The following is a 19,950-nucleotide window of genomic DNA, read 5'->3' on the forward strand; positions in this document are numbered from 1 at the left end:
TATCTGCAAAGCGAAGACCTGCGCAGTACCTGTGGGAGATCACCCAGCCCTTTGGGCTGCGCTGTCGCGCAGAGAACAAAGCCTCAGCAAGCGCCGCTTTACCCTGTGGGAGCGGGCTTGCCCGCGAAGAGGCCAGTAAAGCCAGCAAGGAAATCAGCTGGTGATCAGGCGCTCGCGCAGCTGGGTAATTTCGTCACGTAACTGCGCGGCGGCCTCGAACTCCAGGTCGCGGGCAAACTGCATCATCTTCTCTTCCAGCTGCTTGATGCGCTTGGTGATCTCGCCCGGCGTACGTAGCTCGGCCTCGTAACGGGCGCTCTCCTCCGCTGCCTTGGCCATGCCCTTGCGCTTCTTGCTGCGCGCGCCGGGCACGGTGGCGCCTTCCATGATGTCGGTGATGTCCTTGACCACACCCTTAGGCACGATGCCGTTGGCCTGGTTGAAGGCGATCTGTTTCTCGCGGCGCCTTTCAGTCTCGTCGATGGCGCGCTGCATGGAGCCAGTGATGTTGTCGGCATACAGGATCGCCCGGCCATTGAGGTTACGGGCAGCGCGGCCGATGGTCTGGATCAGCGAGCGCTCGGAGCGCAGGAAGCCTTCCTTGTCAGCATCGAGAATCGCCACCAGCGACACCTCGGGCATGTCCAGACCCTCGCGCAGCAGGTTGATGCCCACCAGCACATCGAAGGTGCCCAGGCGCAGGTCGCGAATGATCTCGACGCGCTCCACCGTGTCGATGTCAGAGTGCAGGTAGCGCACCCGCACGTCGTGATCGGCCAGGTAATCGGTGAGGTCTTCGGCCATGCGCTTGGTCAGCGTGGTGGCCAGCACCCGGTCGCCCTGATCGACGCGCTTGCGGATCTCCGACAGCAAGTCGTCGACCTGGGTCAGCGCCGGGCGCACCTCCACCTGCGGATCGACCAGACCAGTCGGGCGCACCACCTGCTCTACCACGCGGCCTGCATGCTCGGCTTCGTAGGGGCCTGGCGTTGCCGACACGAAAATGGTCTGCGGGCTGACATCCTCCCACTCGTCAAAGCGCATCGGCCGGTTGTCCAGTGCCGACGGCAGGCGGAAGCCGTATTCGACCAGGGTTTCCTTGCGCGAGCGGTCGCCCTTGTACATGGCGCCAACCTGCGGAACGCTGACATGGGACTCGTCGATCACCAGCAGTGCATCGGGCGGCAGGTAGTCGTAGAGGGTAGGCGGCGGCGCGCCAGCCGGGCGCCCGGACAGGTAGCGCGAGTAGTTCTCGATGCCGTTGCAGTAGCCGAGTTCGAGGATCATCTCCAGATCGAAGCGGGTACGTTGTTCCAGGCGCTGGGCTTCGACCAGCTTGTTGGCCTTGTGCAGGTACTCGAGGCGGTCCTTCAGTTCTTCCTTGATGCCCTCCACCGCCTCCAGCAGGGTTTCCCGCGGGGTCACGTAGTGGCTCTTGGGGTAGAAGGTGAAACGCGGCAGCTTGCGGAAGACTTCGCCGGTCAGCGGATCGAAGGCGGCAATGTTCTCCACCTCGTCGTCGAACAGCTCGATGCGGATGGCCTCGAGGTCGGATTCGGCCGGGAAGATGTCGATCACGTCGCCGCGTACACGGAAGGTGGCACGGGCAAAGTCCATTTCGTTGCGGGTGTACTGCAGGTCGGCCAGGCGGCGCAGGAGCGCACGCTGGTCGAGCTTGTCGCCGCGGTCGACGTGCAGGACCATCTTCAGGTAGGTCTCGGGGCTGCCCAGGCCATAGATGCACGACACGGTGGTGACGATGATCGCGTCGCGCCGTTCCAGCAGCGCCTTGGTCGCCGACAGGCGCATCTGTTCGATGTGGTCGTTGATCGAGGCATCCTTTTCGATGAAGGTGTCCGACGACGGCACGTAGGCCTCGGGCTGGTAGTAGTCGTAGTAGGAAACGAAATACTCCACCGCGTTGTTCGGGAAGAACGCCTTGAACTCGCCATACAACTGCGCCGCCAGGGTCTTGTTCGGCGCCAGCACCAGGGTTGGCCGCTGCACCTGCTGGATGACATTGGCGATGCTGAAGGTCTTGCCCGAACCGGTCACCCCGAGCAGGGTCTGGTGCGACAGGCCCGCGTCGATACCTTCGACCATCTGGCGGATGGCCTCGGGCTGGTCGCCGGCCGGCTGGAAACGGGTGACGAGCTGGAACTCGGACATGACGGACCTCGCGGTAACGCAGCAACTGTAAATTTAGCCAGTAGTCTATACCCAAATGCGCCCGCCCGGGGCCCGAATCAAGGGCAAGCTGTGAGCGCGCATTACGGTGGACCTGGCAATTCGACCAATGGTCGAAAAATATTTGCGCAAATTGCCGGAAAACCTGCGCCAGGCTGTCGCAGTGACCGGGCGGTATCACTATACTGACTCCCCGTTTGTGCACCGCTTCAGTGCATTCGGCTGGAGCGTGTACGCCCTATCACTCTCCAATCAGAGCCGAAGTAACAATGAGCCTGTTTTCCGCTGTCGAGCTGGCACCCCGCGACCCTATCCTGGGCCTCAACGAAGCCTTCAACGCCGACCCACGTACCGACAAGGTCAACCTGGGTGTAGGCGTTTACTGCAATGAGGAAGGCCGCATTCCGCTGCTGCGCGCCGTGATCGAAGCCGAGACCCAGCGTGCCGCCCAGCACGCCTCGCGCGGCTACCTGCCGATCGATGGTATCGCCACCTACGACCTGGCCGTGCAGAAGCTGCTGTTCGGTGCCGAATCGCCACTGCTGGCCGCTGGCCGCGTGGTCACCGTGCAGGCCGTTGGCGGCACTGGCGCACTGAAGATCGGTGCCGACTTCCTCAAGCGCATTTCGCCGAACGCCGTGGTGGCCATCAGCGACCCCAGCTGGGAAAACCACCGCGCACTGTTCGAAAGCGCTGGTTTCCCGGTGCAGAACTACCGTTACTACGACGCTCCGAGCAATGACGTCAACCGTGCCGGCATGCTCGAAGACCTCAACGCCCTGCCGTCCGGCTCGATCGTGGTACTGCACGCCTGCTGCCATAACCCGACCGGCGTCGACCTGACCCTGGACGACTGGAAAAAGGTTCTGGAAGTGGTCAAGGCCAAGGGCCACGTGCCGTTCCTCGACATGGCCTACCAGGGCTTCGGTGATGGCATTGGCGAAGACGCCTTCGCTGTGCGCCTGTTCGCCGAGTCGGGCATGGAGTTCTTCGTTTCCAGCTCGTTCTCCAAGTCGTTCTCGCTGTACGGCGAGCGCGTCGGCGCACTGTCGATCGTCACCGCCTCGAAGGACGAAAGCACCCGCGTGCTGTCGCAGGTCAAGCGCGTGATCCGCACCACCTACTCCAACCCGCCGACCCACGGCGCGACCATCGTCGCCACCGTGCTGAACAGCGCCGAACTGCGCCAGATGTGGGAAGCCGAGCTGGGCGAGATGCGTGAGCGCATCCATGGCATGCGCAAGCAGATGGTTGCGCTGCTGGCCGAATACGGCGCCAAGCGCGACTTCAGCTTCGTCGGCCGCCAGGTGGGCATGTTCTCGTACTCGGGCCTGACCGTTGAGCAGGTTGCCCGCCTGAAGAACGACTTTGGCATCTACGCCCTGGACACCGGCCGCATCGCCGTCGCCGCACTGAACCAGAGCAACATTCACGTGGTTACCAAGGCCATCGTTGAAGTGCTGTAACTGCTTGATTTGTCAGGAGGTCGCTTGACTTCCTCCTGACAATCGGTAAGATACGCGCAGATTCCGCGATAGCTCAGTCGGTAGAGCAAATGACTGTTAATCATTGGGTCCCTGGTTCGAGTCCAGGTCGCGGAGCCAAACACTGAGAAAGCCCCCGAATGCGCAAGCATCGGGGGCTTTTTCGTTGCCCGTACTGAAGGTTTGGGGCGCCTTTCGGCTCAACCTTACTTCCCTGTCGGCTCAGTCACCGGCTTGCCTTCGTCCACCAAACTCCACACCAGCAATTTTGCCGGCCGGGTCTTGCTGGCGTTGCGCGAAATGCTGTGCACGGTGCCGGGCGCTTCGTACCAGTACTCACCCGCCTTGTAGGTCTTTTCCTGTTCGTCGTTGAGCTTCGAGACCACCGCCCCTTCCAGCACATAGGCCATGACAGCACCCGGATGCTGATGGGCGGGCGATGCCTGCCCGGGGGCATAGCTGACCGTAAGCATGACGGCTTTCTTGCCAGGCGCATTGGCGGGCTGTTTTTCCTGCAGGACCTTTACCTGATCAGGCACGTCGCCGTGCGCCCAAGCGGCGCTCTGGCCACCGAGCAGGCCAGCACTGACGAACAAGGCAAGGCAAAGACGGGTAGGTTTCATAGGGCTTCTCCTGATTGGCAAGTGCCTGCAGGTTAGGCCCGGTAGCCCATCGCGCAAACGGCCAATCAGGAGAAAAAACAGGGGGCCAGCGGCAATCGGCCTCAGCAATTGCGCCCGATCGGGTAGAACTCGCCGTGGCTCCAGACCCCGAGCCACTCCTCGCCCTCGATCATGCGTGGTACTGCCAGGTCGACCAACTGGTAGAACACATTGCGGTGGATCAGCGCCTCCAGATTCGTGCGCATCAAGACGTAGGGTGACGGCTCCTGGGTGAGCGGATCGATCTCGACCCGCAACGGGTTCTGCGGCCCCGCCTCGGCCTGATCTTCGACATTGCTGGTAAAGCGCAGCACCTGCGCCTCGCCACTGCCCAGCACCTCCAGCGTCACGGCCACGAACGGCGCATCATCGACGTGGATGCCAACCTTCTCCACCGGCGTGATCAGGAAGTAATTATCGCCATCGCGGCGAATGATGGTGGAAAACAGCCGGACCATCGGCTTGCGCCCAATGGGCGTGCCCAGGTAATACCAGGTGCCGTCACGGGCGATACGCATGTCGATATCGCCGCAGAAATCCGGGTTCCACAGATGCACCGGCGGCAGCCCCTTGTGCTTGGGAATCTGCGCCAATATATCGTTGGCCTTGCCGGAATCCGTCATCACCCTGCCCTCACTCGCTCATGCCCAGAAGGCTACGAGCGTACTCGCGCATCGGTGCGCCAAGCAAATCCTGCGGCGACTGGTCGTGGAACGTCAACAAACCGCCACGGCTCTTGATCCGCGCGGTGTCGATCAGGTAACGCGTGTTGGTTTCGATCAGCATCATCTGCACGACACCGGTATCCCAACCCAGACGGTCGACAGCCTGCTCGTCATACCACTCATCGCCATTGCCGATGCGGTCGTCGGTGCGGGCGAAGCGGGTGTAAAGCACATAATCGGCGCCGACCGAACGGGCCTGGGCAATCGCTTCTTCAAGGCCAAGCGGCCCCTGGGCACGACGCACCAACGGGAAATACTCGACGAAGCTCTTGAACGCCTCATCGGCCACCGCATTCTGCTTCGGCACCGGCCCCTTGCCCGGCGGCATGAACGCGCCCTGGCCGATGAAGATGAACGAGTCGGGCTGCAGGCGAATCGACAAGGTACGGCGGGTATCGCTGTGGTCCAGCAAGCCGGCATCGCTCATGTGGTAACGGACGCCCTCGCCCATATCGCTGACATTCATGCAACCGCCCAACGCCATCAGCGTCAGCAGCAAGACCAGGCTACGCATCTTTCCTCCAGTGGCCGGTGACGAAAAACCGGCGAATAGCCGGCGGATGCAGCTTTTGCGCCAGCTTCAGCCGCCAATCACCTTCATCACCGTCACCCCCCCGGAAAACGCCAGTTCCTGCTTGTCTGCCAGGGCTTTCACCAGCAACCGTTGCAAACCTGGCAGCGCCTGATGCCGTGGTTTTTCCAGCAGGTCGCCGACAAAGTGACGATTGCCCGAAGACAGGCAGCCATGCAGCCAGCCGGTAGAGGACAGGCGCAGCCGCGAGCAGGTACGGCAGAACGGCACGCTTTCGTTGGCGATGATGCCGAAATGGCCATGCCCCGGGATCTGGTAGCGCAGCGCCGTGGCGTCCAGCGCGGCGTCGACCTGTTGATAGCCATACCGGGCACCGATCACATTGAGCAACGCATCGAGCCCGACAAACTGTTGCAAGAATGCATTGCTGTCCCGGGCCAGATGCCCCATGCGCATCAGTTCGATGAAGCGCAACTCGAAACCACGCGCCATGCAATAGTCGAGCATCGGCAGTACCTGATCGAGGTTCTGCCCACGCATTGGCACCATGTTGACCTTGATGCGCATGCCCATGGCGCTGGCCTTGTCCATGCCTGCCAGCACACTGGCCAGATCACCGCCACGGGCGATGCGGCGGAATGCCTGGGGATCGAGGGTATCGAGGGACACGTTCAGGCGGCGAATACCGGCCGCCTGTAGTTGGGGCAGTTTGCGTGCGAGCAGCTGGCCGTTGGTGGTCAGCGCGATGTCGTCGAGGTCGAGCTTCGCCACCGCCACCAGAAAGGCATCCAGCCGAGGGCTGACCAGCGGCTCGCCACCGGTGATGCGCAAACGCTCGATACCGGCGGCCTCAATGAGGTAGGCCACGCCACGCGCCAAGGCCTCGGCCGACAGTTCATCCTGGGCTGCGACCAGGCGCTTGCCATCCGGCACGCAGTAACTGCAGGCATAGTTGCAGGCAGCAGTCAGGCTGACGCGCAGGTTGCGAAAACGCCTGCCTTGACGATCGACGATCATGGATGACTCCGGCATGGATGAATCGGGGCTGGCAAAACTTGACTCATGGTTCAAGTTTTTGCAAGTCCCCTTTTCATGCCAGGCTCACCCGCTGACGAAGAGTGCCTTCAGTTGGCGGCTTCCGGATCACGCTTGCGCTTGTTGCCCATGCGCACGCCGATGTCCATGAGGAACTGGAAGAAGCCTTCCTGATCTTCAAGCACATTGCTCCAGAACGGCGAGTGGTACAGCGCCACGGCACCGTGCACCAACGCCCAGGCGGCGCAGTAGTGGAAGTACGGCGGCACGTCTTCGAGCTTGCCTTCGCTGATGCGGCCCTTGATCAGCTGGGTCAGGCGGTCGAAGTTGGACGCGCGAATGCTGTGCAGCTCTTCGACCATTTCCGGCACCTGGTTGCCCTTGACCACCTTTTCTTCCAGGCGGTCGAACAGCCGGTAGCGCTGCGGGTCGCGCATGCGGAACTCGAAGTAGGCGCGCGACAGCGCCTCCTTGTCGCGATCGACATCGGCCGAGTGCAACAGCGCGTTCAAGTCACGCTCATAGTCGAGCATCAGGCGCAGGTAGATCTCCGCCTTGGACTTGAAGTGCTTGTAGATCGTGCCTTTGCCGATACCCACGGCGTCGGCGATCATCTCGACGGTGACGCTGTCTTCACCCTGTTCGAGGAACAGCTTCAGCGCTGTATCGAGGATTTCCTGTTCGCGACGGCGAAACTCACGGACCTTACGAGGTTCTTTCTGCATAGGAAGGACTGGATGACATTGAAGCGGTTTATTATGCCTAACTTGCAGCAAATTGCACGGATCATCCAACCATGTCTATGTTTCACGATGAGTTCGAACAGGCACCGGGGCTGCGTTACCTGAACCATGCGGCCATTGCTCCCTGGCCGCGCCGGGCCAGCGAGGCCGTGGCGCGCTTTGCCCATGACAACGTGCGCCTGGGTGCAAGCGACTACCCGACATGGCTGGCCACCGAACGCAGGCTGCGTGAGAGGCTGGCGCGACTGATCAACGCGCCCTCCTGGGCAGACATCGCGTTGGTGAAGAACACCTCCGAGGCACTTTCGCTGGTCGCTTTCGGTCTCGACTGGCAAGAAGGTGACCAGGTCGTGATCAGCGACGAGGAGTTTCCCTCCAACCGCGTGGTCTGGGAAGCGTTGGCCGAGCGCGGCGTCGAGGTGACTGAGGTGAGCCTTGCCGGGCCTGATCCGGAAGCCGCGCTGCTCGCCGCCTGCGGCCCGCGCACGCGCCTGCTGGCGGTGAGCGCGGTGCAGTTTGCCAGCGGCCTGCGCCTTGACCTGCCACGCCTGGGCGAGGGTTGCCAGGCACGCCAGGTGCTGTTTTGCGTCGATGCCATCCAGCAGATTGGCGCCCTGCCCTTCGACGTGCAGCGCTACCGCTGCGATTTCGCCATGGCCGACGGCCACAAGTGGATGCTGGGCCCCGAGGGCCTGGGTGTGTTCTATTGCCGCGCCGCCCTGCGCCCGCAGCTGAAGCTGCATGCCTTTGGCTGGCATATGCTGGAGCGACTGGGCGACTTCGAACGCCGCGAGTGGCAGCCGGCGCGCAGCGCAAGGCGCTTTGAAAGCGGCAGCCCGAACATGCTGGGCGCGTGCGCACTGGAGGCCAGCCTGTCATTGCTGGAGGAGATCGGCATGGACGAGGTCAGCAGGCAATTGCAGCTACGGGTCGATCAACTGCTTCAAGGCTTGGCCAGTGTTCCCGGGATACACCTGCATAGCCCGGCAGCCCGGGAAAAACGGGCGGGCATCGTGACCTTCAGCATTCAGGGGCGGGACAACGCGGCCATCTACCGAAGCCTGTTGGCAGAGCAGACGATCTGTGCACTGAGAGGGCCGGGAATACGATTTTCGCCACATTTCTACACCAGTGAGCAGCTGATCGACGAAGCTGTGCGGCAAGTAAGGCGTCTTGCCATGCATTGAGGGAGGAAGGGACGGCGGGCGTATTCCAAATCTGTTTAAAAAACGAACAGAGAAGCACTGGCACTGCGCCAAACCTGACCAATACTTGAAGTGTTGGCGCGGCGCATCCCCCCCAAGTGGCGCGCCGATAAAGGTGCTCAGGGACCGCGTACCTTTGTTTTACTCCTAATGGTCTTAACCCGGATTCCCCCCCCAGAACCCGGGTTTTTTTTGCCCGAGACCAGATGCCAAGCACCGGTTCCGGCTCCGGCCCCGGCTCTGGCTCTGCTTTTGCTGTTGCTTCTAAGCGCGCAATAGCCAGCCTCTTGGCGTCCGTTGTCACGGGACAGGCCCATGGTTACTTTTTGCCCAGTCAAAAAGTGACCCGCCGTAAGGGCGGAAAGGTGACTGTGCGTCGCTATCGCAAATGGATGCACTCGGAATATTCAAAACCACAGCAGTCGAGCTTTTGGCTGTTGGCTTTTGGCTTTTGGCTTTTGGCTTTTGGCTTTTGGCTTTTAAAAGTGGGCTTTCAAATCAGGTTTACATTCATTCGCCATGGAGGTGCTGAATCACCTTTTCGCCTTTACGGCGACCTACTTTTTGACTGGGCAAAAAGTAGGCAAAAACCCCCGCTCCCATCATCCGGCCCCTACGCTGCGCTCCGGGGTCCCCTCACTCCGGCGCCCTCCGGGCCCGCGCGGCCTACGACTTGCTGCGCAAGTCTACATCTCGCGCCTTCGGCTGCGCCGAAGGGGTGCTGCGCACCCTGGCCCTCCAGACGCCTGCGTTCGGCCTCCTGAAGTCGCACTCTGCGTCGCCTGAACTACCGCGCACTTAGAAGCAAAAGCAGAGCAAAAGCAGAGCAAAAGCAGAGCAAAAGCAGAGCAAAAGCAGAGCAAAAGCAGAGCAAAAGCAGAGCAAAAGCGATTGGGCTGGGTTCAGGCCACTCGTGCAAGTGGGAACAAGCGCTTGAAGTTGCCCGTGGTCTGCTCGGCCAGCTGGTCGTAGCTGACCCCACGCAAAGACGCCACGTACTCCGCCACTTCCCGCACATACTGCGGCAGATTCGGCTTGCCGCGATGCGGGATTGGCGCCAGGTACGGCGAGTCGGTTTCCACCAGCAGGCGGTCGGCCGGCACCTGCCGCGCCACCTCGCGCAACGCATCGGCATTGCGGAAAGTGACAATGCCAGACAGCGAAATGTAATAACCCAGGTCCAGCGCCGCCTTCGCCATGTCCCAGTCTTCGGTGAAACAGTGCAGAACGCCCGCCTGCGGCAGGTTCGCTTCGCGCAGCAACGCCAGCGTATCGGCGCGGGCGGCGCGGGTATGCACGATCACCGGCTTTCCAGTCTGGCGCGAGGCTTCCAGGTGCAGGCGGAACGACGCCTGCTGCAACTCGGCAGCTTCCGGCTCGTAGTGATAATCCAGGCCAGTTTCACCGATCGCCACCACATGCGGGTGCGCCAGCTCGCGCAGCAGCCATTCCAGCGCCGGCGTCTCGCCAGGCGCCAGGTCCAGCGGGTGAATACCGACCGAGCAGTCGACATCGGCATACTGCTCGCTCAGCGCCTTCACCGCCCCGGCATTTTCGGCGCTGACGCCAATGCACAGGAAATGCCCGACCCCGCGCTCACGCGCAGCCTGCAGGGCAGCATCGAGGGAGCCTTGGTGGGCACTCAGGTCAAGACGGTCGAGATGGCAATGGGAATCTACGAGCATGGCAAGCGGCACACATGAAAAGTTGGAAAATCAGCGGGAACCCGGCAGCTGTACCCAATGGGCCAGCAAGGCTTCCAGCAGCAATACGCGATTGAGGTTGGCTTTGCCGAGCACTTTCTGGCGCTGCTCGAGGATCCACGCCTGGACTTCCAGCACCTTGCCCTGGCGGGCCTTTTGCGCCAGGTACTGCACCACCTTGCGCATGTCGGCCAAGCCTAACCCCTCTTCATCCTGGGTCAACTGGTAGCGCAGTATCAGGTGCGACCAGTCGCAGAACCAGTCGAACAACAGCAACAACGGCACACTGCTCCACGCCTCGGCCAACTGGCTGGGCGATTGCTGCTGCTTGAGCAGTTTCTTCACCCCGTCGGTCACCAGGGCCCGCTGCTCGCGCACACCTTGAGCTTGCAGGGTCACAGCCATCAGCGGGGAACCGGCAGCCAGGGTCAGCAGTTCATCGCGCTCGGCCTCGTCGCTGTCGGTCAATGCCGTGGCCAACCAGGCCTGGCTCTGGGCCAGGCTCGGCTGCGGGCAGACGACCTGCTGGCAGCGACTCTTGATGGTTGGCAGCAGCCGGCTGGGCTGGTGACTGACCAGCAGCAGCACGGTGTCGCCCGAAGGCTCCTCCAGGCTCTTGAGCAAGGCGTTGGAGGCGTTGACGTTCATCGCCTCGACCGGCTCGATCAACACCACTTTACGCCCGCCCAGCTGCGCCGTCTGCACCACGAACGACACCAGTTCACGCACCTGATCGACCTTGATGGGCTTGTCGGCCTCCTCCGGCTCCAGCACGAAGTTGTCCGGGTGGCTGCCGGCCTTGAGCAGCAGGCACGCCTTGCACTGCCCGCAGGCATCCAGCCCCTGCGGCTGCTGGCACAGCAGGCGCGCCATCAGCCGCTCGGCCAGGGCGCGCTTGCCGATGCCCTGCGGGCCATGCAACAGGTAGGCATGGGCGTGCCGGGCGCGCCCGGCCAGTTGCTGCCAGAGCGCCTGCTGCCAGGGGTAGGCCTCAGCCACGGCAACGCCCCACGATGGCGGGCAACAGCGCATCGATGGCACGCTGCACGGCCTCCAGCGGCTGCGCGGCGTCGAGCAGGCTATAGCGCTGCGGTTCGCCCTCGGCGCGCTGCAGATAGGCTTGACGCACTGCCTCGAAGAAGGCCTGGCCCTCTTGCTCGAACCGGTCCAGGCGACCGCGCGCGGCAGCACGGGCCAGGCCGACTTCCACCGGCAGGTCGAAGACCAGGGTCAGGTCCGGGCGCAGATCGCCCTGGACGAATTGCTCCAATTCAGCGATACGTGCCACGCTCAGACCGCGCCCACCGCCTTGGTAGGCGTAGGTGGCATCGGTAAAGCGATCACACAGGACCACCGCGCCACGGGCCAGGGCTGGGCGAATCACTTGGGCCAGGTGCTGGGCACGGGCGGCGAACACCAACAGCAGTTCGGTGTCTGCCGCCATGGTTTCGTCGCTTGGCGCCAGCAACAGCTCGCGGACCTTTTCTGCCAGTGGCGTACCACCAGGCTCCCGCGTCAGCACCACATCCAGGCCCTGCTCACGCAGGCGCGCGGCCAGGTAGTCACGGTTGGTGCTCTTGCCCGCGCCTTCGGGGCCTTCCAGGGTAATAAACAAGCCGCTCACAGGCAGTCCTTAATGTTGTTCGTCGGGCGTCGGCGCGTCGGCCGGTGCGCTTTCGCTGGCGGGATCCTGCTCGGCAGGCTCGGCCGCATCCTCCGGTGCACTTTGCGGCGCCGGACTGGACCGGTAATCCGCACGACGCTTGAGCTGAAACTCGCGCACCGCCGAGTTGTGATCGTCCAGGTCATCGGAGAACACGTGGCTGCCGTCGCCACGGGCGACGAAGTACAGGCTGGTGCCATCGGACGGGTTGAGCGCGGCATGGATTGCCTCGCGCCCGACCATGGCGATCGGTGTCGGTGGCAGGCCGGTCATGGTGTAGGTGTTGTAAGGGGTCGGCTCGCGCAGGTCGGCGCGGGAAATCTTGCCGTTGTAGCGCTCACCCATGCCGTAGATCACCGTCGGGTCGGTCTGCAGCATCATGCCCAGGCGCAGGCGGCGGACGAAAACCCCGGCGATCTGCCCGCGCTCCTGGGGGATGCCGGTTTCCTTTTCTACCAGCGAGGCCATGATCAAGGCCTGGTAAGGGTCACGGTAAGGCAGGTCGGTGGTGCGCTCCGCCCACTCCTTGGCCAACACTTCGTCCAGGCGCATGTACGCCTGCTGCAGCAGCTCGACGTCACTCATGCCACGCACGAAGCGGTAGGTGTCGGGGAAGAAGCGGCCTTCCGGGAACACGCCGGTGTGGCCGAGCTTGTCCATCACCTCGGAGTCGGACAGGCCTTCCAGTGTGTGCTTGATCTTCTCGTGCTTGGCCACCGCCGAACGCACCTGGCGGAAGGTCCAGCCTTCGACCAGGGTCAGGTTGTACTGCACCACGTCGGCACGGCGCCAGGCGTCGAACAGTTCTTCCACGGTCATGCCAGGGGTCAGGCGATACTCGCCGGTATGCAACTGCGTGCCGGCCATGTTGAAGCGCCAGTACAGGCGCAGCCAGACGGCGTCATCGAGCAGGCCGTCGGCCTGCATGCGATAGAACATGCGGTTGGGGTTGGTGCCACTGGGCACGTCGAGCAGGCGCTCTTCGGCCACATGCAGGGGCTGCTCCAGCACCGCGTTGATCTTCCACGCCGACCAGCCCAGGGCCAGGCCGGCGAGGATCAAGCCCATTTCCAGCAGCAGCAGGAATTTGCGTCTCACGAATTCAGGTATCCAGTAACGTACGGGCAACGGCCTGCAGTTTACGGGTGAGCGGGCCCGGCGACCAGTTCAGCGCGGCAATTCCACGCACGGGCCAGACACCGTAGACACTGTTGCAGACGAACACTTCATCCGCCTGCTGCAGTTCGTCGAACGCGATATCACGCACCTGTACCGCCATGCCCAGTTGCTGCGCCTGCTCCAGCAGGGCACCACGCATCACGCCGGCAACGCCGCAACGGCTGAGGTCAGCCGTGAGCAGCACGCCATCGCGCACCAGGAACAGGTTGCTGTATACGCCTTCGACCACCCTGCCCTGCCCGTCACGCATCAGGCCTTCGGCATGCTCGCTGTCCTGCCATTCGGCACGGGCCAGCACTTGCTCCAGGCGATTGAGGTGTTTGAGCCCGGCCAGCAACGGTTGTTCCCCAAGCCGGGTCTGGCAAGGGAACAGCCGTACGCCGTGCTCGGCATGTTCGACAGGATAGCTGGGCAGCGGGCCGCCCTGGAGGATACGGCGCGGCGCAACGCCGGCAACCGGCGCGTAGCCACGCTGGCTGTCGCCACGGGTGAGGACCAGCTTGGCGACACCGTCACCGAGCTGGCTGGCGAAGCGCAGGATTTCATCACGCACCAGCGCCAGATCAGCCTCGATGGCCAGGCGCTGGCAACCCAACGCCAGACGGGCCAGATGACCATCCAGCAGGCTGGGCCGGCCACCGTGCACGGCAATGGTCTCGAACAGGCCATCGCCGTAGGCCAGGCCGCGGTTCTGCAAGTTGATCGCAGTCGCGGGCTGGCCGTCGATCCAGCTGTGCATCAACCGGCGAACCGGCGGAACACCAGCGAACCATTGGTGCCGCCAAAGCCGAACGAGTTGGACAACACCACATCGATCGGCATGCTGCGCGCCTGGTGAGGCACGAAGTCGAGGTCGCAACCTTCGTCCGGTTCGTCGAGGTTGATGGTCGGTGGTGCCATCTGGCTGTTGATCGCCAGCACGCTGAAGATCGCCTCTACCGCACCGGCAGCGCCAAGCAGGTGGCCGGTCATCGACTTGGTCGAACTGACAGCCAGCTTGTAGGCATGCTCACCGAACACGCGCTTGATCGCCGCGACTTCGGCGATGTCACCGGCCGGCGTCGAGGTACCGTGGGCGTTGATGTAGCTGACCTCTTCAGGCTGGACACCAGCATCGCGCAGGGCGTTGGCCATGCAACGGGCAGCCCCTTCACCGCTGTCGGGTGGCGAGGTCATGTGGTAGGCGTCGCCGCTCATGCCGAAACCGACCAGCTCGGCATAGATGGTCGCACCACGGGCCTTGGCATGTTCGAGCTCTTCGAGCACCAGGGCGCCGGCACCGTCGGACAGCACGAAGCCATCACGGCCCTTGTCCCAGGGACGGCTGGCACGGGTTGGTTCGTCGTTGCGGGTCGACAGCGCACGGGACGCACCGAAGCCCCCCATGCCCAGGCCACAGGCGGCCATTTCGGCGCCACCGGCGATCATCACGTCGGCTTCACCGTAGGCGATGTTGCGCGCGGCCATGCCGATGCAGTGGGTGCCGGTGGTGCACGCGGTGGCAATGGCGTAGTTCGGCCCCTGCAGCCCCAGGTGGATCGACAGGAAACCGGAGATCATGTTGATGATCGAACCCGGCACGAAGAACGGCGAAATACGGCGCGGGCCCTGCTCGTGCAAGGTGCGGCTGGTTTCTTCGATGTTGGTCAGGCCGCCGATACCCGAGCCCATGGCCACGCCAATGCGCTCACGGTTGGCATCGGTGACTTCCAGGCCGGCGTTGCGCACCGCCTGGAAACCGGCCGCCAGGCCGTACTGGATGAACAGGTCGAGCTTGCGGGCCTCTTTGGCCGACAGGTACTGCTCAACCTCGAAGCCTTTCACCGAGCCGCCAAAACGGGTGGAGTAGGCAGACAGGTCCGTGTGTTCGATCGGACCAATGCCACTGCGGCCAGCCAGAATGCCCTGCCAGGTGCTCGGTACATCGGTACCCAGTGGCGACAGCATACCCATACCGGTGACCACGACGCGTCTACGCGACACAGTACTCTCCTTTTCTAATCACAGAGTTTCTTGCCATTGCATTCAAGCAATGGAATGAAATGGCAACAAGCTCTCGGCGCAAGTGAAGCGACGCGGAAGGCTTGCAAAGAAAAAACCGCACGCCGGCAAAGGCAGTGCGGTTCTTCTCGACAAGAAGCGTCGACTACAACGTCTTAGGCCTTGTGGCTGTTGACGTAGTCGATTGCAGCTTGAACGGTAGTGATCTTCTCGGCTTCTTCGTCAGGGATTTCGGTCTCGAATTCCTCTTCCAGAGCCATCACCAGCTCAACGGTGTCAAGCGAATCGGCACCCAGGTCATCGACGAAGGACTTCTCGTTGGTCACTTCCTCTTCCTTGACGCCCAGTTGCTCGGCGACGATTTTCTTGACGCGTTCTTCGATGGTGCTCATACCTAGTTTTCACTCCTAATGGACATATGTCAGGCAGCTGGCCGGTGACCAAGTTTATAGAAAGACGTTCGCTTTTCAAGCGGAACGCACCTCCCCTTTAGCCACCTCACCCGCTGCCTGGAATCTGGTTGCAGCTTTATAACGGATTTTAGGCTCGCAGTATGACTCTTTTTTGAAGCAATCCGTCACATTGCGTTGCAGTTTTACATGTACATCCCGCCGTTGACCGGCACGGTCGCGCCGGTAACGTAGCCAGCGCCGTCCGACGCCAGGAACGAAACCACCTTGGCGATTTCGTCAGCCTGGCCCAGGCGGCCCAGCGGAATCTGGGTCTGCAGGGCTTCGCGCTGCGCTTCTGGCAGCTCGCGGGTCATGTCGGTGTCGATGAAGCCTGGGGTCACCGAGTTGACGGTAATGCCACGCGAGCCCACTTCACGCGCCAGGGCGCGACTGAAGCCTTCGAGGCCGGCCTTGGCCGCCGCATAGTTGGCCTGGCCGGCGTTGCCCATGGCACCGACGACCGAACCGATGCTGATGATACGACCCCAGCGCGCCTTGGTCATGCCACGCAGCACACCCTTGGACAGACGGTAGAGGCTGTTCAGGTTGGTGTCGATCACGTCGAACCACTCGTCGTCCTTCATGCGCAGCATGAGGTTGTCGCGGGTGATACCGGCGTTGTTGACCAGAATGGCCGGCGCGCCGAACTGCTCGCCGATGGCACCCAGCACGGCTTCCACGGACTCGGCGCTGGTGACGTTCAGCTCCATGCCGGTGCCGGCGATGCCGTGCTCTTTCAAGGTGGCGGCGATGCGCTCGGCACCGGAAGCCGAGGTGGCGGTACCGATCACGGTCGCGCCCTGGCGGCCCAGCTCGAGGGCGATGGCCTGGCCAATACCACGGCTGGCGCCGGTGACCAGTGCAACTTTACCTTGCAGGCTCATGCAAGCTTCTCCAAATCAGGCCAGCGCCGCACGGGTGGCGGCGACAGCGTCAGGGGTATTGAGGTTGTAGGTGGTCACGCCATCGGCGCAACGCTTGTTCAGGCCAGCCAGGACCTTGCCCGGGCCGCACTCGACCAGGTTGACCGCACCATTGGCAGCCAGGGTCTGCACGCACTCGACCCAGCGTACCGGCTGGTACAGCTGCGCCAGCAGGTCGTGCTTCAGCGCATCGAGGTCGGCGGCGACGGCGGCGGTGACGTTCTGCACCACCGGAATCTGCGGGGCCTTCCAGTCGATGGCGTTGACCGACTCGGCGAAACGCTCGGCGGCCGGCTTCATCAGGGCGCAGTGCGACGGTACGCTGACCGCCAGTGGCAGGGCGCGCTTGGCACCCGCCTCTTTGCACAGCTCGATGGCACGGTCCACTGCAGCCTTGTTGCCGGCGATCACGACCTGGCCAGGCGAGTTGAAGTTCACCGCGCTGACCACTTCATCTTCAGCGGCCTTGGCACAGATCTCGACCACCACCGCGTCATCCAGGCCGAGAATCGCAGCCATGGCACCGTGACCGGCCGGCACGGCTTCCTGCATCAGCTGCCCACGGCGCTCGACCAGGCGCACGGCGTCTTTCAGCGACAGGGCGCCGGCAGCGACCAAGGCGCTGTATTCACCCAGGCTGTGGCCGGAAACGAAGGCAGGCTGCGCGCCGCCCTCTTCCAGCCACAGGCGCCACAGGGCGATGGAAGCGGTGAGGATCGCCGGCTGGGTCTTGTCGGTTTGATTGAGTTGTTCTTCCGGACCTTCCTGGACCAGCTTCCACAGGTCGTAACCCAGCGCGTCGGAGGCCTCTTTGAAGGTCTCGACGATCACCGGCTTTTCGGCGCCCAGCTCCTTGAGCATGCCCAGCGACTGGGAACCTTGACCGGGGAAGACGAATGCGAGGGATGCAGACATTGAACAAGCCCTTATGATCTTGTCGTCGAATGGGGTGCGCCGAGCGCTGGGCTAGACGCAGAATTTGAAAACTTGGATGGATACACAGACCAAGCGGTCACATTTAAGCACTTCATCGGCGAAATGCCTAAGGCAACAGGTCTTCGAGGCGGCCATGCAGCCGCTGCGGGAGGTTTTCCTGGATCTCGATCAGCGCCCGCTGAATCGCGCTCTGGAAGCCCTGCACCCCCGCCGAGCCATGGCTCTTGATGACGATGCCCTGCAGGCCGAGAAAGCTCGCGCCATTGTGCCGCGCCGGTGCCAGGTCGGCCTGCAGGCGCTTGAGCAGCGGCATCGCCACCGCCCCGGCCACCCGCGACAAGGCGCCACCTTTGAAGAGCTTTTCGATACGCTCGCCGATCATGGTCGCCAGGCCTTCGCTGGACTTGAGCAGGATGTTGCCGACGAAGCCGTCGCACACCACCACATCCGCCTCGCCGCGGTACAGGCCGTCACCTTCGACGAAGCCGACGTAATTGAGGCCGCGGGCGTTCTGCAGCAAGGTGGCCGCGAGCTTGACCTGCTGGTTGCCCTTGATGTCCTCGGTACCGATGTTCAACAGCGCCACGCGCGGCCGGTGAATACCCAAGGCCTGGGCAGCCACGGAGCCCATGACGGCGAACTGGTAGAGGTTTTCGGCACTGCAGTCGACGTTGGCGCCCAGGTCGAGCAGCTGGCAATAGCCCGCCTGGGTCGGGATCGCCGCGACCATGGCCGGCCGGTCGATACCCGGCAGGGTCTTGAGCACGAAACGTGACAACGCCATCAGTGCGCCGGTATTGCCGGCACTGACGCAGGCCTGGGCCTTGCCGTCCCGCACCAGCTCAAGGGCGATGCGCATCGACGAATCCGGCTTGCCACGCAACGCCTGCGATGGCCGCTCGTCCATACCGATCACCTCACTGGCGGCGACAATCTGCAGACGCGCGCGATCCGCAGCCGCAAGGCCGCTGACAAGATCTTCAAGGAGGGAGGGTTGACCGACGAGGGTCAGGTGCAGCGAGGGGGTAGCCGAAAGGCAGGCAATGCTAGCCTGGACAATGCTGCGGGGACCGAAGTCCCCGCCCATTGCGTCGATCGCGATGATCTGAGCGGACAAGGATTACTCGTCAGCGCCCTTGTCGATCACTTTGCGACCACGGTATACGCCTTCTGGCGATACGTGGTGACGCAGGTGTACTTCACCGGTGCTCTTGTCTACCGACAGCGCGTTTTCCGACAGGGCGTCGTGCGAACGGCGCATGTCACGGGCAGAGCGGGATTTTTTGTTCTGCTGAACAGCCATAATTGATTAACTCCTAAACGTTTGGGTCACGCTTTAACTGCGCCAAAACACTGAACGGGTTGGACCGCGATACCTCGTCCTTGCTCGATTCGGGCTCGTCTGCGCCCGCCGGCTGCTGGCATTCTTCCGGATGATGAGCAGGCACGATAGGCAAGGCGAGCAGCAGCTCCTCCTCGACCAAGGCCTGCAGATCCAAAGGATCTTCGCCCAGTTCCAGCACGTCATAGCCTTTCGGCAACGACTGGGTATTCGCACCCTCCTTCACCACGGCGTACGTACATTCGCTGTGGATCGGCAGGGTGACCAGCTCAAGACAACGCTGGCAAACCATTTTGACTTCGACGTCCAGCTCGCTGTGGATAACCACCACGTGCTGTTCATCTCGTTCAAAATCGAACTTCGCCTGCACCGTACCGACATCGTCGGAAAGCGGGTCGCAGAGTCTTTCCAAATCAGCGAGTTGCAGCGTACCAGTGATGGATACGCCTCGATCGGCTAATTTGCGCGGGTCAACGTGAGGTGGAATCGGGTCATTCAACATAGGCGCAGCATTCTAGGGATGCCCCCCGCCCCTGTCAAAGGAAATTCGGCGGCATCTCGCATGTTAGAATCAGGTTCAACTGACCAGGAGTCTATCATGCTGCCTCTGTTGCTGGCTTCCAGCTCTGCCTATCGGCGCGAACTGCTCGCGCGCCTGCGCCTGCCCTTCACCTGGGCAAGCCCCGACCTAGACGAGCAGCGCCTGGCTGACGAGCCCGCCGCAGCACTGGTACGGCGCCTGGCCAGGCAAAAAGCCGAGGCGCTTGCCGGCAGCCATCCGCAGCACCTGATCATCGGCTCCGACCAGGTGGCGGTGCTGGGCGAGCAGATCCTTGGCAAGCCGCACACGTTCGAGCGTGCCTGCGAGCAACTGCTCGAAGCCAGTGGCCAGCAAGTGACCTTCCTGACCGGGCTGGCACTGCTCAACACCGCGACCGGGCACTGCCAGGTCGACTGCGTGCCGTTCACGGTGACGATGCGAGAACTGGATCGAGAGCGCGTGGAGCGTTATGTGGAGGCGGAGCAGCCACTGGATTGCGCAGGGAGCTTCAAGGCGGAGGGATTGGGCGTGAGCCTGTTTCAGAGCACCCATGGGTGCGATGCGACCAGCCTGATCGGGCTGCCACTGATTCGGTTGGTGGATATGCTGAGCCGGGAAGGCGTGGTGGTTCCTTGAG

General features: G+C 62.7%; 21 protein-coding genes and 1 tRNA gene. 4 read left to right on the forward strand and 18 right to left on the reverse strand.

Going from position 1 to position 19,950, the window contains the following annotated elements; genetic code table 11:
* Positions 1–153 precede the first annotated feature (153 nt).
* Positions 154–2,169, reverse strand: coding sequence for an excinuclease ABC subunit UvrB (gene uvrB / locus CAF78_RS10405; RefSeq protein ID WP_085675556.1), 2,016 nt, complete (start codon positions 2,167–2,169; stop codon positions 154–156).
* 287 nt (positions 2,170–2,456) lie between these two features.
* On the opposite strand from uvrB, the gene CAF78_RS10410 reads away from it, so the two are divergent.
* Both CAF78_RS10410 and CAF78_RS10415 read left to right on the forward strand, forming a co-directional pair.
* Positions 2,457–3,653 (forward strand): amino acid aminotransferase, encoded by a 1,197-nt coding sequence (locus CAF78_RS10410; RefSeq protein ID WP_085675555.1) that lies wholly within the window; start codon positions 2,457–2,459, stop codon positions 3,651–3,653.
* A 62-nt stretch (positions 3,654–3,715) separates the two neighbouring features.
* A tRNA-Asn gene (locus tag CAF78_RS10415) sits at positions 3,716–3,791 on the forward strand.
* Positions 3,792–3,877: 86 nt separating this feature from the next.
* Here the strand turns inward: CAF78_RS10415 and CAF78_RS10420 are convergent.
* The 5 genes from CAF78_RS10420 to CAF78_RS10440 form a co-directional block, all read right to left on the reverse strand.
* Entirely contained in the window at positions 3,878–4,294 is a 417-nt protein-coding gene (locus CAF78_RS10420) for a cupin domain-containing protein (protein WP_085675554.1), read from the reverse strand.
* A gap of 101 nt (positions 4,295–4,395) precedes the next feature.
* A complete protein-coding gene (locus tag CAF78_RS10425) occupies positions 4,396–4,956 on the reverse strand; it encodes a DUF1285 domain-containing protein (protein WP_085675553.1) in 561 nt (186 codons plus the stop codon).
* 10 nt (positions 4,957–4,966) lie between these two features.
* On the reverse strand, positions 4,967–5,572 hold the full coding sequence (locus CAF78_RS10430) for a DUF4823 domain-containing protein (RefSeq protein ID WP_085675552.1): 606 nt from the start codon (positions 5,570–5,572) through the stop codon (positions 4,967–4,969).
* A gap of 66 nt (positions 5,573–5,638) precedes the next feature.
* On the reverse strand, positions 5,639–6,607 hold the full coding sequence (locus CAF78_RS10435) for a GTP 3',8-cyclase MoaA (RefSeq protein WP_085675551.1): 969 nt from the start codon (positions 6,605–6,607) through the stop codon (positions 5,639–5,641).
* A gap of 107 nt (positions 6,608–6,714) precedes the next feature.
* Positions 6,715–7,350, reverse strand: a complete 636-nt coding sequence (locus tag CAF78_RS10440) for a TetR/AcrR family transcriptional regulator (RefSeq protein WP_085675550.1) — start codon at positions 7,348–7,350, stop codon at positions 6,715–6,717.
* A 71-nt stretch (positions 7,351–7,421) separates the two neighbouring features.
* Here CAF78_RS10440 and CAF78_RS10445 point away from each other — a divergent pair, with 71 nt between their 5' ends.
* Positions 7,422–8,555: an aminotransferase class V-fold PLP-dependent enzyme gene (locus tag CAF78_RS10445; protein ID WP_085675549.1), complete on the forward strand. Its 1,134-nt coding sequence runs from the start codon at positions 7,422–7,424 to the stop codon at positions 8,553–8,555.
* A gap of 920 nt (positions 8,556–9,475) precedes the next feature.
* Here the strand turns inward: CAF78_RS10445 and CAF78_RS10450 are convergent.
* The 12 genes from CAF78_RS10450 to CAF78_RS10505 all read right to left on the reverse strand — a co-directional run bounded on the left by CAF78_RS10450 (position 9,476) and on the right by CAF78_RS10505 (position 19,274).
* Positions 9,476–10,258, reverse strand: coding sequence for a TatD family hydrolase (locus CAF78_RS10450; protein ID WP_085675548.1), 783 nt, complete (start codon positions 10,256–10,258; stop codon positions 9,476–9,478).
* Positions 10,259–10,288: 30 nt separating this feature from the next.
* Positions 10,289–11,275 carry a DNA polymerase III subunit delta' gene (locus CAF78_RS10455; protein ID WP_085675608.1) on the reverse strand — a complete coding sequence of 329 codons (987 nt, stop codon included), beginning with the start codon at positions 11,273–11,275 and terminating at the stop codon, positions 10,289–10,291.
* Positions 11,268–11,900 (reverse strand): dTMP kinase, encoded by a 633-nt coding sequence (gene tmk / locus CAF78_RS10460; protein WP_085675547.1) that lies wholly within the window; start codon positions 11,898–11,900, stop codon positions 11,268–11,270. Before tmk ends, CAF78_RS10455 begins: the two co-directional genes overlap by 8 nt.
* A 9-nt stretch (positions 11,901–11,909) precedes the next feature.
* Complete coding sequence (mltG, locus tag CAF78_RS10465) at positions 11,910–13,037, reverse strand: endolytic transglycosylase MltG (protein ID WP_085675546.1); 1,128 nt, start codon at positions 13,035–13,037, stop codon at positions 11,910–11,912.
* Positions 13,038–13,041: 4 nt separating this feature from the next.
* Positions 13,042–13,857 carry an aminodeoxychorismate lyase gene (pabC, locus tag CAF78_RS10470; RefSeq protein WP_085675545.1) on the reverse strand — a complete coding sequence of 272 codons (816 nt, stop codon included), beginning with the start codon at positions 13,855–13,857 and terminating at the stop codon, positions 13,042–13,044.
* A complete protein-coding gene (gene fabF / locus CAF78_RS10475; protein WP_085675544.1) occupies positions 13,857–15,101 on the reverse strand; it encodes a beta-ketoacyl-ACP synthase II in 1,245 nt (414 codons plus the stop codon). The genes pabC and fabF overlap by 1 nt, the downstream gene beginning before the upstream one ends.
* 173 nt (positions 15,102–15,274) lie before the next feature.
* On the reverse strand, positions 15,275–15,511 hold the full coding sequence (gene acpP, locus CAF78_RS10480) for an acyl carrier protein (protein WP_008096410.1): 237 nt from the start codon (positions 15,509–15,511) through the stop codon (positions 15,275–15,277).
* A gap of 203 nt (positions 15,512–15,714) precedes the next feature.
* Positions 15,715–16,455, reverse strand: coding sequence for a 3-oxoacyl-ACP reductase FabG (gene fabG, locus CAF78_RS10485; RefSeq protein ID WP_060513100.1), 741 nt, complete (start codon positions 16,453–16,455; stop codon positions 15,715–15,717).
* 15 nt (positions 16,456–16,470) lie between these two features.
* On the reverse strand, positions 16,471–17,409 hold the full coding sequence (gene fabD, locus CAF78_RS10490; RefSeq protein WP_085675543.1) for an ACP S-malonyltransferase: 939 nt from the start codon (positions 17,407–17,409) through the stop codon (positions 16,471–16,473).
* 127 nt (positions 17,410–17,536) lie between these two features.
* The gene (gene plsX / locus CAF78_RS10495; protein WP_079227052.1) at positions 17,537–18,547 is read right to left on the reverse strand and encodes a phosphate acyltransferase PlsX; all 1,011 of its coding nucleotides are present in this window, start codon (positions 18,545–18,547) and stop codon (positions 17,537–17,539) included.
* A 3-nt stretch (positions 18,548–18,550) separates the two neighbouring features.
* Positions 18,551–18,733 carry a 50S ribosomal protein L32 gene (rpmF, locus tag CAF78_RS10500; protein ID WP_085675542.1) on the reverse strand — a complete coding sequence of 61 codons (183 nt, stop codon included), beginning with the start codon at positions 18,731–18,733 and terminating at the stop codon, positions 18,551–18,553.
* Between the two features lie 13 nt (positions 18,734–18,746).
* Complete coding sequence (locus CAF78_RS10505) at positions 18,747–19,274, reverse strand: YceD family protein (protein ID WP_027919446.1); 528 nt, start codon at positions 19,272–19,274, stop codon at positions 18,747–18,749.
* Between the two features lie 96 nt (positions 19,275–19,370).
* On the opposite strand from CAF78_RS10505, the gene CAF78_RS10510 reads away from it, so the two are divergent.
* A complete protein-coding gene (locus tag CAF78_RS10510) occupies positions 19,371–19,949 on the forward strand; it encodes a nucleoside triphosphate pyrophosphatase (protein ID WP_085675541.1) in 579 nt (192 codons plus the stop codon).
* The last annotated feature ends 1 nt before the right edge of the window (position 19,950 follow it).

The organism is Pseudomonas sp. R28(2017) (assembly GCF_002112505.1).
In the GTDB taxonomy this organism is placed as follows: domain Bacteria; phylum Pseudomonadota; class Gammaproteobacteria; order Pseudomonadales; family Pseudomonadaceae; genus Aquipseudomonas.